The sequence below is a fragment of the Pedosphaera parvula Ellin514 genome (genome assembly GCF_000172555.1).
In the GTDB taxonomy this organism is placed as follows: Bacteria; Verrucomicrobiota; Verrucomicrobiia; order Limisphaerales; family Pedosphaeraceae; genus Pedosphaera.
The window spans coordinates 29,951-46,450 of the sequence record NZ_ABOX02000009.1 but is presented as its reverse complement, the minus strand read 5'-3'; the positions used below and the strand labels follow the sequence as shown (position 1 = coordinate 46,450).

At 49.2% G+C, this 16,500-nt stretch carries 9 protein-coding genes; all 9 read right to left on the bottom strand.

The features are described from left to right. Positions 1 to 173: 173 nt before the first annotated feature. Entirely contained in the window at positions 174 to 3,005 is a 2,832-nt protein-coding gene (locus CFLAV_RS09045; protein ID WP_007414394.1) for a hypothetical protein, read from the bottom strand. Positions 3,006 to 3,043: 38 nt separating this feature from the next. Beyond that, a complete protein-coding gene (locus CFLAV_RS09040; RefSeq protein WP_007414393.1) occupies positions 3,044 to 5,230 on the bottom strand; it encodes an Ig domain-containing protein in 2,187 nt (728 codons plus the stop codon). A 5-nt stretch (positions 5,231 to 5,235) separates the two neighbouring features. Next, entirely contained in the window at positions 5,236 to 7,134 is a 1,899-nt protein-coding gene (locus CFLAV_RS09035; RefSeq protein WP_007414392.1) for a fibronectin type III domain-containing protein, read from the bottom strand. A 248-nt stretch (positions 7,135 to 7,382) separates the two neighbouring features. Next, the gene (locus CFLAV_RS09030; RefSeq protein WP_007414391.1) at positions 7,383 to 10,103 is read right to left on the bottom strand and encodes a secretin GspD/PilQ domain-containing protein; all 2,721 of its coding nucleotides are present in this window, start codon (positions 10,101 to 10,103) and stop codon (positions 7,383 to 7,385) included. Between the two features lie 25 nt (positions 10,104 to 10,128). Further along, positions 10,129 to 10,923, bottom strand: coding sequence for a hypothetical protein (locus CFLAV_RS09025; RefSeq protein WP_007414390.1), 795 nt, complete (start codon positions 10,921 to 10,923; stop codon positions 10,129 to 10,131). A gap of 7 nt (positions 10,924 to 10,930) precedes the next feature. Beyond that, a complete protein-coding gene (locus CFLAV_RS09020; RefSeq protein WP_007414389.1) occupies positions 10,931 to 11,944 on the bottom strand; it encodes an Amuc_1100 family pilus-like protein in 1,014 nt (337 codons plus the stop codon). A gap of 1 nt (position 11,945) precedes the next feature. After that, positions 11,946 to 13,865: a type IV pilus assembly protein PilM gene (pilM, locus tag CFLAV_RS09015; protein ID WP_007414388.1), complete on the bottom strand. Its 1,920-nt coding sequence runs from the start codon at positions 13,863 to 13,865 to the stop codon at positions 11,946 to 11,948. 163 nt (positions 13,866 to 14,028) lie between these two features. After that, positions 14,029 to 14,994, bottom strand: coding sequence for a UDP-glucuronic acid decarboxylase family protein (locus CFLAV_RS09010; RefSeq protein WP_007414387.1), 966 nt, complete (start codon positions 14,992 to 14,994; stop codon positions 14,029 to 14,031). A gap of 65 nt (positions 14,995 to 15,059) precedes the next feature. Then, positions 15,060 to 16,451, bottom strand: a complete 1,392-nt coding sequence (locus tag CFLAV_RS09005; RefSeq protein ID WP_040547697.1) for a sugar transferase — start codon at positions 16,449 to 16,451, stop codon at positions 15,060 to 15,062. Positions 16,452 to 16,500: the final 49 nt, after the last annotated feature.

The window sequence follows — 16,500 nt, the reverse complement described above, 5'->3', positions numbered from 1 at the left end:
GCAGATTAGTCCTTAGATGGAACATGAAAAGCACTCAATCAGCTGTCGGTCCACAGTCGTTGTCATTCTGTCTTTGCGACTGGACTCAAGTTGGCTAACTTCAAGTAGACCTGCTACAAACGAAAAGGTGCACCAGAAACCGGTGCACCTTTCGAGGCCATTGAAATGTGTCGTTACGGTTTTGGAGGATCAACACGGATCTTGTAATAAACAGAGCCATTGGTGTTGGCCGTGTCTCCAAAGGTGAATACATTGCCTACAGAACCTTGAACAAAGTTCGTCAACAGTGTCCATTGCGGGTTCACCAGATTGGTGCAGGAATAGAGATAGTTGGTTGAATGAGCTGCGGCCTGCCAGGAAATCATGGCCTTTTGTACGCCCGCCTTCTCCATTTTAACTCCTGCATTCAGATTTCCACCTGTCTGCGGGGGAGCGTGCGTAATAACTTTGGAACTAATCTTGCCCGTAAAGGTTGGAACCCAAACCAAGTGCCCACCATTGGCTCCATTTAACGCACTGGATATATCCACCCCGCCGGCCAAAGCACCGGCAAAGTAAACGGTCATGTTGCTATTGATGTTCAACGAAGTGAAATTAGTACCTCCGACGTTGTTTGTTGCGAAATTGTCCAACTCCAAAAGATCTATGTAAATGGCATTATTATCACCCATTCCATAAAAGCTGAAGAGTGTGTCAAAACCCTGTCCATCCAGAACTAAATGACCAACTGCGACATTGTTTAAAAAGCCCGAATTGGAATTACCCCGATTTTCACCTGCCCAGAAGCTTCTCGATTCCTCGAAGAAATTCGTGACCGTGATAATCACGGTTGTTCCCAAAAGATCTCCTACCGGTGGTTTAGTCACCAAGTTAAAGCCTCCCGTAAGTTGCCATGTGTTCAGAGCAACGATTCCACCATCCGTAATGGAGTTTGTTGGCTGAAGTGTAATATCCAAGGCAGACAAGATTGTCATATTACTGATGGTCAAATCCCCGCCACCTAACGTTACCCCAGCAAGATCTGCTTCCAAAATGCCATTGGCAAAAAGTCCACGATTAACCGCATATATCTCCAAGGGACCATAGACCGCATCCATTGAACCAGATCCAAAGTTAAAGAAATAGGCATCATTAAAGATCATCGATGAACCGGTGGTTTCAAAATAATTTGCCCATACCCTAATGCCCTGGGCTCCGATCGCACCGTGGTTAACCATGGCTTGGTAAGGTTCTTCAAAAGCGGTGTCAAAGTAAGGTGAGTGCCGTGTGCCAGCGAAATAAATGGCGTTTTGAACCACAATTTCTCCATTGTTGGTAAGATAATTCAAGCGCGGAAGACTTCCTGACCAAACAATGTTGGTGGATTGAGAGAATATTACTCCATTGAGTGATAATGCTCCCGGCGCATTACTGCTGAGAGTGAGGCGCTCTGTGTCCAACAGCAGGTTGTTGGTCACGTTTAGTGTGTCAGCGATTACTAAATTGGTGCTGCGCAGCGTCATATCCTTGATCGTGCTTGGGAAATAAGGCTGAATGCTTGGATTGACAATCGTTGTAAACCACAAATTTGTCTCTCCAGCCGCATTGGTGGTTACCCATCTGGCGCTATAAAGATCTACAAATCCATTCAAGCGTGGCAGAACTGGAGCAAGTAGATTGGATATAACCATGCTACCGTTGGTACTTCCCAAATTGAAACTGCTAAATGGAACTACAATTTGTGCATTGGTACTGCCAATAAAGTGATTGGTTGATGAGATGCTCGCATAGTTGAATGAGTCAATGCGGGTTCGTTCCAGATTCAGAGCACTTTGCGCGTTAATCTCAACGCGACCAGGAACGTTGGTGATGGTCGAATAGGTCACTTCAGGAAATGGACGAGAACTCAGTGGTGATAATTGGAGCTCAAACATCGAAAATTGGTTGGAACCCTGATAATCGATCGGGGTGGTGATCAAATCGGAATTGCTTGGATCCAACTGATCAAAGCCATTGAATGCGGTGGCGTAAGCGTAATTATTTGGCATGAACGTGTTAACCGACACTGGGGGAATGCCGTAGAAACCATCATTAAGTAATCGCTGATTGCGACCGATCACCGCGAATCCGTCCTGGATATACAACTCGTTCGTGAATTGTTGGCCGAAGGAGTTTGTTACCAATGCCTGAATCTGAATCGTTGGCACGGAGAAATTTCCAAAAGAGGTATCGAATGCCACATTGCTAATTACATTGGTGTCCGTGCTATCAACGAAAACCGCCTGAATTACATTCTGAACATTCGTGCCGAGAATAAATTGATTCGTCCAGATGTAGATATTCGGCGCAATGGCAAAAACCTCAGCAAAAAAATTTCCCTGTGGGAAGGTCACTGGTTCAATGCTACTGATAGCGAAGGCCGTATCATAAAAATCGCTACCATTCGTTTCAGTTCCAATTCCCCAAAAATTATCATAGAATCCAAAACTTCCAGCCCCTGCCAGATGGCCACGCGTCAGGTCAATATTTTTCCCAGTTAACGTGATGAGACCGTCAGAGGCCAAGCCTACCGTCCCTTGGTTAACGATGTTTGTCGACCATACTTGAAGCAACGCCGATTCCTGCTGGAATAAAAACTGGAAGAAACTAACTGTCACTATGGAGTTGGTCGGTCCAGCAAACACGTTTCCACTATTGTTCCAGTTGGCGGCTTGCCGACGACTCCCATTGCCGCCCGGACCTCCCGCAAAAGTATCAAACTTGAATCCAGTATTGGCTATCATATAACCAGTATTGGTAAAGTTTAGTGTATCCGCGGTTTCAAGGTATTGTAAATTTTGGCCTGTCCCTTGAAAATTGAGGCTCATGACCCCCTTATTTACAAAATTTGTAGCATCTATTTGCGGAATTACCTGTGGCGGGGCGACAACTGAGCCATCATTTTCATAAAGTGGCGACGCCGCCTTCATGGTCAAGACACACGCCAGGAGACACAGGGTTGTTAGGGCAGTCGTAAATCGCTTCATATACTTCGGTTAACTCTTCAGATTTAATCTCCGCTTACTCAAGGCGTAATGTTTATCGATAGATCCTGAGTTGTTGTTCGGCCCCCACTCTCCGTCACATCAACGGTGAAATCGTAAATCCCTTCCGTCGTAGGCGTGCCACTAATGACTCCATCCGGTGAGAGAGTCAAGCCATCCGGCAAGCCCGCCGAGGAGGCATTGAGCGACCAGAGAAATGGGGCCTGCCCGCCTGCGGTATCAAGCTGTGTGCTGTACGATACCCCCACTCGACCATCCGGAGGCGCAGTGGTTATCACGTAGAAAAAGAGCAGGTTGTCAATGTTTGTAATCGTATATGACTCAGGGTAAACAATGGGCGCATTCGTGGAACTATCAAAAGATCCCCAAACAAAATTCGTTTGACCCTGTGCCTGAGGCAATCCGTTTAGGAAGAAATTTGTAGAATAGAAGTTTACAATAAGCGGCCCGTTTATATTGAACAAAAAGTCAACAGGCCCCTGGAGGATTCCTGGTCCGGCATTTGTGCCAAAGTTTGGCACTGGTGTGAAACGTGGAAATTCTCGATAAACAGCTGCATCACCCAGAGGTGACGGATCCTCTATCCCTGAAAACAACCAATCTGGAAAATTGAGCACCCGAATGAATGTTTGAATTGTCGGTTGCGGATTTGTTTGATTGACTGAAACCAGGTGGTAGATATTCGTGATGGGTCCATTCTTGATTCTTCCGCTGATTGGATCCAAATCAACTCGAACAAATTTGATGTGGTCAATACCTTCACGCTTATCCACCGAGTTCGTAACACACAAGATCGGATAGACAATCAAACTAAAATTTGTGTTATAGGTAATAATGTCACGTCGGAAGTTCTGACCGTCTATATTCGTCACTCCTGCCACGTTAGTAATTCCAGCGATTGTATTCGTAAAAGTTACCAGGGAGACAAGTTGGGTGTTTATTATTTGAACACCACACGTATTGGATGGAATTAGGTAAAATGTGCCGTTCGCTATGTTGGTAATAACCGTTCGCGTGGTGACATTTGTGACCAGACTGGCGCCTGTTGGCGTCCAAGACCCACCATTCGTCACGGAGGTATCGGTAATTGTTACAAAGCCCTTTGTAAAGTAGGTGTTTGTGACGACATTCGCAAACTTGTAAATGAAACGAACTGCAGCATTCGTAGTGAAGTTTGTCGTCAGTACAAGACTGGCCGGTGTAAAGGCTGGGACAAAAGGTTTATTTACGAAAGTGGCTGTAAAGTTAGTGGTGATCACGTTGACGAAAAAGTTCGTAAAACTGTCGATGATCAGCCCTGGAAAGAGTGCAGTCAGTGATACTGGGTCGTTAGTGAGTGATTGCGCAATCAGTGTCGTTAAATTTGTCGTGACGAGCAACTGGCTGAAGCGGTTTGTAACGAATTGCAGACTATTCGTCTCCACTGTTTCGACATTATAATTGTTCGTCCCCATGAGATATCGAAGACCACCCACGTCATCCCGCGATAAACCGTTGAAGAATAAACCGAAACCGCTAGTACTCCTACCATTCACCAATGATACAACTGGTGTCCCATTGGGTGCTGTTGGGTCGACAGGGAATGTAAGCGATATTGCGCTTGGCGGTCCTCCTACGCCGCAGTTTTCAATAATGAGGTAACTCCACAGAGTTCCGTTGACATAAGGACTGTAGGCATTACTCAGAGGATCGTAATTGCGCATTTCCGTGGTGTAAATCATGAACGGACAGGAAGCGCCCGGCTGTGTGACACGCCCCCTTAAAGTCCATACCCAACGCTCGGGGTCCGTCAACCCCAACTCCTCAACGATTACTGACAGCGCGACCGATTTCAAATCGATCAAGGCAAGAGCCTGAGCCTCATAATTATACCGGCTCGTATTCAACGAGAACTCTGAGAGTTCCGGACTATAACTTGACAGATTCTTCAGGTTGTTAAGCAAGCTAAAAGCCTGATCCACAGCAAAAGTTCCATTTGATCTGAAGAAACCAGTGAACGCCTCATCGTAGGCATAATAAATTGTCGGAGTGTTCCATCGATACTCGCTCAGCAGATTTTTTGGCGCGCCAATGTCTCCAGGCAGGTGATAACCAATAGTGTCTACTTGATAGGCCTCGTAAGGACCGATCAAGGAAAACGCGGAGGCCACCTGGGTCACAGCTGCGAAGACCATTACCCAGTAGAATCGTTTGATCATTTGCAACATAAAATTTAATAGCGCAGGCGGCTAACTTTATAGAAATTAAACGAACCAATTGGATTTCTGCCCAAAAACACTGAATCATTCGTACCCGCCGCGAATCTAGCCAGACCGAAGTTTGACCATTGCGACGGTATGCCACTTGAAGTCATAACCTGGTAAACTGAGCCGGGCTGGGTGTTCCAGATCAGGAATTGACCTTGGGCTGTAGATATTGTCGCAACCTTGAACCAGGTATTCGGATCCAGTGGATTGCTGCCCGATTGGAATGCCTGTAGAACTGTTGGTCCACCGGGAGCCAAAAGCGTGTTTGGTGCGGGCCAGTTCGCTGGATTACTACCCCAATATTGGGCTTGCCAATCATCCGGTAAACCGTCCGCGTTATCGTCCGAGCCCCACGTCGTACCTGTGGCGGTCGCAGACAAGGGTGAGTGCCGAGTATCGGTCAGGACGTAGGCCAGACGAAATGTATGTGTGCTGTTCGGTGCCAGGCCGCTCATTGTCCACACATTAGTTGTGACAATAATGGGCGTCGCAGCCCCATCGACGTATAACTCCCAGTGATCCAGGTTAAATCCCGCGAGTAAAGGCCAGGTGATTGTCAGGCGACTTGAGTTAATGGCGGTGGCGAATGGTTTGGCGGGCGCGAGCAAGGGCAGTTGCGAAGTGGCATAGCGCTGGGCAAACAAATCGAAGCTCGTAGCAATGCCAGTGTAACTGGTCCAGACTGCCAGAAAACGTTTGGAGCCATCGGCAGCAAGTGTCGGCTGGATTTGCTGACCGGCAGTTGAACTGTTGACTCGGAACTCTCCCCCGGCTGGGGACCCATCGCTATGCAGGAATTGGCCGTAAACACCTTCACGGGAGCCGTCTTGACCCAAACTGGTCCAGATGACCATGTAATCAGTGCCACAAGCGGCAATTCTAGGAGCATACTGATCTCCGTAACGCTGCGTGTTTACAAATCTGATCACACCGCCAGTTCCAGCTGTTAAGAAACTTCGGCTGCAGACATCCCAACTATTTTCAAAGACGCTTGTGTCCTTCTGACTCCAACTTAAGCAAAAACCACCGTCCGATGAACTAGCGACGCTTGGATTAGCGCAGATATTGTTTGCTCCATTTACAATAAATTCGCCTGCCAATGGAGACGAAGCGGAATTGTAAAGACGCGCGTAAATGTCTACACTGGCTGCTGGCCCGTTGGTTGTTGCTGCCGTACGCTGTTGTTCCGACACCCAGGCAATGACAAAGTTCCCATTCGCAAGAGCAGCCACGGTTGGAGTGCGTTGATTGTAGGAGGTGTATTGGTTCACCTGAAACTCGGTGCCAACCTTGGCTCCGGCGGGTGTCAATTGTTGGGCATACACGCCTTGCATGCTCCCATCCTGGTTCAGGCTTGACCATGCCACGATCACATTTCCGTTGGTCAGGGTGGCCAACACGGGATTCATCTGGAAATAGTTGGTCGTAGCGTTCACCATTATGTCCCCGGTTACCCAAGTGTTCGAGGTGGAGAGAAATCTGGCGTAGATGTGCTGATATCCCTGTTGCCCGCCCTGCCAAACAAATGCTGCACCGCCATTGTTCAGCAATGAGACCTGAGGATTTTCCTGATCGGCCACACTTTGTTGATTAACGCGAAATGGAGCAAATGAGCGCGAGAAGGTATTATCCAATTTTTGCACGCTAATGCCGAGACCGTCCCCATCGCTAATATTGTCTTGCCAGACGACAAAGCCACCCGAGGTATTGATGCTTACGGAAGGATGAACTTGATCAGCTGCCAGATTGCCAGCGGGAGCATACTCTCCTCCTTGACGCACATAACTTGCCTGTCCGAAAGCAATGCCGGGCACAACCAAGCACAACGTTCCAAGTGTTCTACAGACGCGCTGCAATAGTGGCATAAGATTTTCCTAGTTTTGTATCAAATGGGCTTACCAGTGTCCATGATTTCTTGGCATTATTTGTCTCAAGATGGACGCGACAGTGGCTTTCAGAAACGTTCCCGCACTTTAATCCTGGCAGCATCCTTTTTTGCATCATGGTTTAAACAGCTTTGCCGCTTATACGCGGTTCTGAATTTGCAACTGTAAAAAGCCTCTCCCCTTCGGAACATCATAATGGAGAGAGACTTGCAAGCTTTAGTCCTTGATTATTGTGTAATTGGCTTCTGCGGCGGAAACGAGTTCGCTGCGAAGGGCATTTCATCATCCGAGTGGTAGCGCGATCCATCAGGATTAATGATTGTCGGCGTTACAAAAATGACCAGGTTCTTTTTCGTCTTTTGGGATGATTCGCTACGGAAGAGCCGTCCCACAAATGGCATATCACCCAGAAGCGGAACTTGGTCCTTGATTTTGGTAACGCTGTCAGTGATGAGACCACCAAGAACAACTGTCTGAGAATCCCAAACAGTAACGCTGGTGGTTACTTGACGCATACGGAAGTGCGGCAGGGGCAAAGCACCAACAACACTTGTTCCACCCGCAATGGCGGACGCTTGGGGAACAAACGGGCCAGGCGGGTCATACTGAACGAATTCAGTAACGGTTGGGATAATCGTCATTTGCACGGAGAACTCGTCGGCCGAGACGTAAGGAATGACATCTAGCACGGGGCCGAATGGGAGCGTTTGTGTCGTGTATTGCGAAGTAGTGGCCGTATTTTGGATTACCGTCGAACCAACTCCGCTGGCAGCGTTTGCTCCATTGGCACCTTGTCCGAACTGCTGCCCGGTAACGATCGTTTGAATGTCGATCGCCTGGATTTGAGCTTGTCGTCCACTCTCTGTCGTAACGTCCGGGGCCGTGAGCAGATCAACTCCATCGCGCTGTTCCAACGCACGAATGGCGACACGGAACTGAGGATCCGTGAGCAACCCGGTTACGGTTGCGATAGTGGGAACAGTAGCAGTACCAGCGGTATTCCGAAGCCCTCCAGTAATCAACTGATCGCTGGTTGAAGGAGGAATTGTTGTAGGAAGCGATCCAAGCCCGGTTACTGGATCAATGGTAGCTGGGGATCCAGGAAAAACTCCAGATGGGTTCGCCGTACTAGGAGCTCCGGCAAAACTTGGAGCTGTTCCGCCTTGGGCTCCAAGTTTGCCTCCGCCCAATAGAAAGTTTCCGAGAAACCAGTCAAATCCCAAGGCCTTTGAATCATTTTGGGTAATTTCGATAAACTTGGCTTTAATGTTAATTTGTGGAGGTGCTACATTTAAGGTCTGAATCGCTTTTTCTATGATATCCAAATCCTGAGAGGAAGCATGAACCATCAGAATCCCTTTACGATCATTGAAGAAAAGGGATTTTCCAACATTGGCGGGATTCACAGGATTAAAGTCCACTCCTGCAGCGGTGAAAAAGTTTCTAACGGCTATTTGCACTTCCTCATAAGCGTTGGTTTTCGTGACGTTGCGAATGCCGTTTGCGCCCGTCTGGCCACCACCACCTTGTTGCCCGCCTGAAACAGCTCCCGCAGCCACATTTACGCGCGGCACAATGGTATCGACACTCCCTTGACCGCCTTGTCCGCCACCGCCGCCACCACCGCCACCGCTGCCGGAGCTGCCAGTGGTAATATTTCCGAAGGCAATACCACCCACGGATTCCAAACCTTGCCTAAAGGTATTAGGATCTACGCGATAAGTTCTGGTAAACAGTGGAACTGTTTCTGGCCCTTTCAGCGAAAATACCACAGCATAATCCTCAATTGAATATTTGATCGGTTTATCAGAGGTTTTAGTAATTGCATCAAGCACGTCGGCCAGACGAACGTCTGTTAATGCCGGTGCAATTTTTACCGTCACTCCGCCCACATCCACTGGCTCCGTTGGCAAGGCCGCTGCCGCGGTAGGCAATCCGGTAGTCTGATCAATTCCCCCAGGCGCTGCCAGCTGTGTTGCACCAGCAGGGGCTTCGCGGTTGATGAAGAAATTAATGCCTGTCCTATCAGGATCGCGGGTTTTGGCAATCTCACTCAAGTTGTTGATCACTTCCGCGAGCGGCAATCCATCATATTTAATTGAGTCAACACGGATACGATCGAGCTTGGACTGGATTGCCTGACGACCTTTACTAGTATAAACCGCAGTAGAACGTGCAAAACTGTTGGGCAACTGCAACTGTTGCTTTTGGAGCGACACGTCCCATTGCTTTTCAACCTGCAAAATTGCGTCTTTCGATTCCAGTTCGCTGCGGCGAACTGCTTGACCATTACGCTTCTCCTTGATGAGGTTCAAGTAATAGTAAGCCCCTACACTCTGCGGATCTTCCTTATAAGCCTGTTCAAGCTTCGCTTCTGCGGCATCCAACTTGCCGGCTTCGAAGAGCACTTTACCGTCCTGAACCAGTGTTGCCACCCTGATTTCATTTGTGTGAATACCGGGTAATTCGGCCAGGACCTCTGCACTTGGAACTTTTCCCGCCTGGAGAGCGATTAATCTTTTATTGTCCTGTGCCATTTGGAGTGCGACCTGATTGTGCGGATCAATGATAAGCACTCGCTTAATGCGTTCATCAGCGGTAACGTAGTCACCGTGGGCTTGTGCCTGGTGAGCCAGTTCCAATAGCACTGCACTCAAACCGATCACTACCTGGCGCGTCTCGGCTTGAATTTGTGCAGCTGGCCCAATGCGCTGCACCAAGGTGTAACAGTGTTCGTAAAGTCTGGCTGCCTGCACATAGTCTTTACGCTGCTGGGCCGACTGGGCCAGCACCAGATCTTGGCGAAGCGATCTGGTATCAGCGGCACGTCTGACTGCTTCCTCTGAAGCGGCGGTGCTTGCATCTGGAGAAACCGTCTGCGCTCTCACACTGATGGCTGCGACGAGAAGAAAAACCAAACCGAATAGTCTTAGGGCTGCTTTAATCATGGGTTTTTTTTGCGTTGGGTAAAAATTAACGCGGTTCTTTTACTGCATTGAAATTAAGAGTTGTTTTCTTGTCGTTCGATTTTGCCGACAATACAACGTTGCTCTGAGAAATGGCAACGATATTGTATTGACCACCAGCGAACGTCACAATGGCTCCGACCCGCTTCCTTTTCATCTGATTATTTTCGGGCCCATACTTAAGGTCCGCCTCGTAGCCTTCCACCCGTTTGTATGGTTTCCCTGGGGCAATATTCACGCTTTCTCCGGTGTCATTAAGCTCCAAAATAAACGCGGTCGGACTTTCCGCAGGTCCTTTCGCTTCCCGCAAGGTGAAATAGTCATTTTTCGGAGTTTCCTTGGAGGAAAGGGTTTGGTGCTTCTGCTGCTTGGCAGTGGTCGCTCCAGCCTGATTTTCCACACCGAACAGATACCCTTTGCCACTGACAGAATCGAAGGACAAGGTAAGATACAAAGGCCGGATTTCCATCACTTCCGCAGCTCCCGCAACCTCATTGCCGGTCTGTATCTTCACCAATCGATTGTCAGGCGTTTTTTGCCATAGCACCGGATTGAACAGATTATGTTTTCCGGACAAGATTAGTTGCACAGGCGTCTGCGCCTGCTGAAGGGCTGCTTCTTCGGCGCTCAGGTCCAAGGCAGGCAGTTCCTTCACTTTCGGGTTGATTAAAGCGTCACGAACGCTGTCCAGGTCTTTTCGCTTGCCCGAAATGATAAAGGGTAATAATGCTGCGGCAATGGTCAACCCCAACAACACCAACCCCAACAACAACTTTTCGTAATGTTTTTTGAGAAACTCCATGAGAACCTTATTTGGCAGCCGGCTTCATCTTGACAACTTCAACCACCATGGTGATTCTTAGCGGTCTTTCGTTAAGGGCCGTCGTCATACCACCTGCTCCTGTCCTAGCCGTTGGCTGGGCCGCCGGAACCGGTTGAGGAATATAGTTTGCCGCACCGCGTCTCCCAGGCCCAAGCACCGCATCAGCACCGCCGCCCCCGGGTGGAGGATAGAATGGTTGGACATAGGCTTGTGGCTGGAGTGGAACAGGCATGGCACCGGGCATTCCTTGAATATTTTCGACCTGCGGTGCAGGTTCTACATTGATGCTCTTGACGATAAAACCGTTAGGCGAATTAGCCAACCCACTCAGCACTTGAGCCAACTCCGGACTGAAGCTTTTAAAAGTAAACTCGTATGGTGTAACATCCGCAAGCGGCGTTGACACCGTCTTTTTCCCTGTTAAGTAGTCACCAGGGTTGTTGTCGTTGGTAGAAACCAACTCGCGTTTTACTGCATCAAGGGAATTGATCTTTGCGCTGAAAAAAATTTCCGAGAGTGCTTTGATTTCACCAAGGTGGACGGCCAGTTTTTCGAGGCTGCCTGCATCAAAGAGCATGAGCCTTCTTTGCGCTTCGAAGGTGAAATAATAATCCTTCGGAATTTGAACGCTGGCTTGTTCTGCGTCCCGGCGCAACTGTGCAACCGTATTGCGCAACTGTGCGGCAAATTCTGCATTTGAAATTTTCGGTGAATCTGGAATAGGCGGCACCCGTTGGAAAAGTGGCTGCGCTTTCGCCATGTAAGCACGCAGTTTTTGCTCGTGCTCCTTGGCAATCTTGACATTGTCAACCTTGCCGGAACCAGGGTGAGGGTTGAGTTTGTTCAGACGGTCCAGCTCGGTATATTGTTTCTGGATCTCTTCGGTGATTCCATTCGCATTTCCAATTTTTGCAAAGAGATAGAACACACCAGCACCCAGCAACCCTAAGGCCACCAAGCTGCCTATCACAAAGCCTATGTTTCGTTTGATCCAGGACATACTATAACTTCAGTGGTCGCTTGAGTTTTACATCCACGCCGAAGGTGAATGTTCCATTGGCATCGGTCGGATTGATCGTACCGGAAAGGTGGGTTTCATCCTTGTCAAACAGAGGGGACTCTTTTAAGGCCCGTTCTACTGCATAAGCTATGTCGGTATTCGCAGATGCCACACTACTGCTGCTGGTGACATCCACCGCGCGACAAAGGATGGTTATGGTTGAAATTTCATTTGTCGAGGAACTGGAACCCTTCGGGCCTCGGCGCGGAGCGGGTGTTGCTGGAGTACCCTCAGGGGTCGGAGAGGCCGGAGCCTGTTCAGCAGCAGGAGGAACTGTAGGATCCTGCCCGGGCAATCCCATCCGCCCTCTGGCACCGCGCCCGCCATAAACTGCCGGGTCAAACGGATTGACTGCAGGCGCACCTTCGTTAGTGGCTGCAAGTTCTTCAGCAGACATACGTGCACTTATCATTTTTTCGATCCAGACTCCCGTGGGAGTGTGCAAACTCGCCCCGGTTTCACCTTCCACCTGCGCCATGGTGCGGTGCATGTCCGTGAGAACCTCGCCCCAATAAAAGCGATCTCCGAGCAAGGTTGCGTATTGCAGCGCATCCTGCTGGGATTTTTGCATATCCTTGTAGGCCTTGTTAAAGGCTGATTCTTTTGCCAATAACGGTGCTATGTCCTGCTTCAACTTGTCCAGTTCGTCCGTATAGACATTTGCCAGACGATCGAAAATGAAGCCCGTTGCAAACACAACTGCGACCAAGCTGAAAACTGTGGCAATGAAGTAGGGTTTTTTTTGATTGAAATTAACCCAATTCAGGGTGCTTTCAGGCATCAGGTTCAGTTCAACCGGGCAATGCGCAAGATTACGCAATCCCAACCCAACAACCTCCCCCAAAGAATGCGCGACCCGAGCCAACTCCTCCAAATTAATCGCCGGATCGATCTGAACGTTTCGAAACGGATTAAAATACTCCACCGGCACATTAAGTTTTTCTGCGAAAAATTGTGCGGTATAAGGCATGATCGAAGCCCCACCGGATAGAAACAACCGTTGCGGCGGAGAGCCACCCTGCTGGCCGCGATAAAACTGCATGGTCTGATTTACCTGAATGTGCAACCGGGTCATGAACTGCCGGGCGATCTTGGAAATAGCGGCTTGATGTGGATTTTCAGGCTCCTCGTACGCACCTCCCAAGCTGACGAACCCCTCACTGATTTTCTTGGCCTCGGCTTCGGGAAAAGGCAACTTTGATTCGTTGGCAAAATCCTGGCTGATTGAATTGGCACCCAGATTGATGCTGCGGGAATAGACTTTTCCTTTTTCGAAAAACAACAGGTTGCTCGTCTTCGCGCCTATGTCCAACAGCATGGTGCAGTCTTCCAGGTCACCGTAATTATATCGGAAGGCATTACAAAGAGCCGCAGGGGATACATCCGCCAACTGGAGGCGCAGCCCGGCCTTTTCGGTTACTCGGAAGAGGCCTTCTACAATTTCGGATTTGATTGCAACCAGAAGCACTTCCAGTTCGCCACTGGCCGATGAGCCCAAAATCTGGTAATCCCAAACCACTTCCGAAAGCGGGAAAGGCACATTCTGTTGCGCCTCATATTGGATGATCTGGGTGACTTTGGAAGTATCGACCGGCGGAAGTTTTACAAATTTGGAAAAAACGTGAAAGCCGGGCGCACAGACATTGACATCCTTGGCCTTGATCCCCTTTTCCGCCAAAACCTCCTGCAGTGCCTTAAGCATGGCAGCTTCGCGCGTTTCCTCCTTCGAGCCCTCCAACCCGAGGGGCTTGAGGCCATATTGCTTTAAACGCAAGCCGCCGGCTTCGTTAATTTCAAACTCAGCCAACTTGAGGCTACCTGCCCCGAAGTCGACCGTCAGAAATGACTTTGAATTTAACATTCTATTTTTTCGTCCTCCAATTGACCGGCAAATTTTGCTCTTTGGCCGGTACAATTCAAAGGCAATTCGTGGTGGTTACCGAAATTACGTCTGGCGGTCAAACACAAAATATTTTTTTTGATACTTTCCGCCTCTATTTCAGTCGGCAAAATTATCCCGCACATCATAGTCTGCCTCGAAAGTGATCAATGGTTTTTATCAAACCCTCCTGTAAGGAAACCTTGGGCTCCCATTTCAACCTTGTCCTCGCACGCGTGATATCTGGCCGACGCTGCTTCGGATCATCCTGTGGTAAAGCCTTAAACACAATTTTACTTCTTGATCCAGTCGCCTGAATAATCTCTTTTGCAAATTCCAGCACGGTCATCTCGTGCGGGTTACCAATATTGACAGGTTCATCCACAGAACTGTTCATTAATCGGTAAATTCCCGCAATCAGGTCTGAGCAATAGCAGAAACTGCGCGTCTGATTCCCCTCGCCAAAAACCGTTAAAGGCTTGTTCTGCAACGCCTGGCTGATAAAGGCCGGCACCACACGACCATCATTCAAACGCATCCTGGGCCCATAGGTGTTAAAAATGCGCACGATCCGCACTTCAACGCCATGCTCACGATGATATGCCATCGTCAGTGCCTCTCCGAAGCGCTTGGCTTCGTCATAACAACTGCGTGGTCCGATCGTGTTGACATTCCCCCAATATTCCTCCCGCTGCGGATGGACCAGAGGATCACCATAGATTTCAGAGGTGGAGGCTATGAGGAATCGCGCTCCTTTGGCTTTGGCCAATCCCAAAGCTTTGTGTGTTCCCAAGGAACCCACTTTCAAAGTCTTAATCGGAATTTCAAGATAATCAATCGGGCTGGCAGGCGAAGCAAAATGCCAGACATACTGAACAGGTTCGTCCAGATAAATATATTCCGTTACGTCCTGGTTTATAAATTTGAACTGACTGTTACCCGCGAGATGGGCAATGTTTTTCACCGCACCCGTCACCAGATTGTCAATCGCAATTACCCTGTGGCCGCGCTCAAGCAGAAGATCGGTGAGATGTGAACCCAAAAAGCCTGCCCCCCCGGTGACCACGGAAGTGGGTTGTTTTGTTTTCACAAACGTTCGCTTTGCAGGCATAAGACTGCGTAATGAATCAGACCAGAGGCTCTCTGGCAAGACCTCCTTGCATCAAAGATGAATTATTATCTGGCGCCGCTGCCAATTAGCACCACTGGGACGGTTCGCCACATGATTTTCAAATCCAGCCACAGGGACCAATTATCAATATATTCAAGATCGAGCCTCACCCAATCGCGAAAATCAGACAAGTCATTCCGTCCGCTTATCTGCCAAAGGCATGTTAGACCGGGTTTCACACTGAGCCGCCTGCGATGAGCCAGATCATCGAAGCGCTTTACTTCGTCGACCGGCAATGGCCGTGGCCCCACGAGGCTCATTTCCCCCCGTAACACGTTAAAAAACTGCGGAACCTCATCAATGCTATACTTGCGCAGAATACGACCGATGGGTGTAATGCGCGGATCGTTTTTCATTTTAAACACCGGCCCGGACATCTCATTCATGGCCGCCAGTTCATGCTTGCGCTGCTCCGCATTTGTTTCCATGGTGCGAAACTTAAAGATAGTGAAAGGCTGGCCGTTCACGCCACAACGTTTCTGCCTGAATAACACCGGCCCAGGTGAGTTCAGCTTGATGAGCATGGCCACCAGAGCAAAAGCCCAGGAAAACGAGACTACAACCACCAAGGCCACCATAAAATCAAGCACTTGCTTAAGAACGCTCTGCCAGGATGCTTGCGGCGTCGAACTGAACACCAGCACAGGCCGGCCGTGAAAGTCATCAAAACTTGGACGGGAAATCTGCGTTTTGAAGAAGTCAGCCACCAGCCAGACTTCCACGCCTTCAAGTTCGCAGGTGCGGATTGCGGCCTCCACCTGTTGGAAGTAATTGTGTTTGGCGTTGAGAATCACCCCGTTCACGGAGTGTTCATGCAGCATATTGGTCATCGCCTCTATTGAAGTATGATTGAGGTCCACCTCTGCCAGCACCACCAAGCCTGCTTCCGGGCGGGCTTTTAACTCCTTGCGCATTTCGGCGGTTTCCTCTTCCGTACCCACCAGAATGAACCGCCGTTCGATCTGGGACTGCGCAAACTTGCTCTTCAAACCCAGGCGAACCACCTCTTCCTTTAAAAATATCAAGAAAAAGCTATTGATGCCGAATAAGACCGCAACTGAACGCGCGAGTTCGAGGCGCAGAAAGAACAACGCCATGATCAAACCAATCGTGGTGAACAAGCAGCCCTTGAACAACAGCCAAATGGTACTCCGCCGGGGACAAAGCAACGGTCGATCGTAAAATCCCTGGGCTTCCAACACCAATGGACCGGTTGGAATCAACAACAGATACAGCCAGTAATACGCGTCAAAGGGACTGACAGGATTGAGGCGCAGGGTGGTGATCACATCCGGATTCGCCCGCAACACCCACGCAAACCAGAAGCTGGCAGCAAACAACAAAGCATCCAACAACTGTTGGATTTGCATCTTTATCTGGCGATGACGACGTAACATGGCACGGCTTAGCTAACCAAAATTCATTCGGTTTCTGATCCACATCCGT

Bases quoted from the DNA above. Each gene is read 5' to 3' on its own strand.
- pilM (WP_007414388.1), bottom strand. From the start codon at position 13,865: ATGTTAAATTCAAAGTCATTTCTGACGGTCGACTTCGGGGCAGGTAGC.
- CFLAV_RS09005 (WP_040547697.1), bottom strand. From the start codon at position 16,451: ATGTTACGTCGTCATCGCCAGATAAAGATGCAAATCCAACAGTTGTTG.
- CFLAV_RS09020 (WP_007414389.1), bottom strand. From the start codon at position 11,944: ATGTCCTGGATCAAACGAAACATAGGCTTTGTGATAGGCAGCTTGGTG.
- CFLAV_RS09045 (WP_007414394.1), bottom strand. From the start codon at position 3,005: ATGAAGCGATTTACGACTGCCCTAACAACCCTGTGTCTCCTGGCGTGT.
- CFLAV_RS09010 (WP_007414387.1), bottom strand. From the start codon at position 14,994: ATGCCTGCAAAGCGAACGTTTGTGAAAACAAAACAACCCACTTCCGTG.
- CFLAV_RS09030 (WP_007414391.1), bottom strand. From the start codon at position 10,103: ATGATTAAAGCAGCCCTAAGACTATTCGGTTTGGTTTTTCTTCTCGTC.
- CFLAV_RS09025 (WP_007414390.1), bottom strand. From the start codon at position 10,923: ATGGAGTTTCTCAAAAAACATTACGAAAAGTTGTTGTTGGGGTTGGTG.
- CFLAV_RS09040 (WP_007414393.1), bottom strand. From the start codon at position 5,230: ATGTTGCAAATGATCAAACGATTCTACTGGGTAATGGTCTTCGCAGCT.
- CFLAV_RS09035 (WP_007414392.1), bottom strand. From the start codon at position 7,134: ATGCCACTATTGCAGCGCGTCTGTAGAACACTTGGAACGTTGTGCTTG.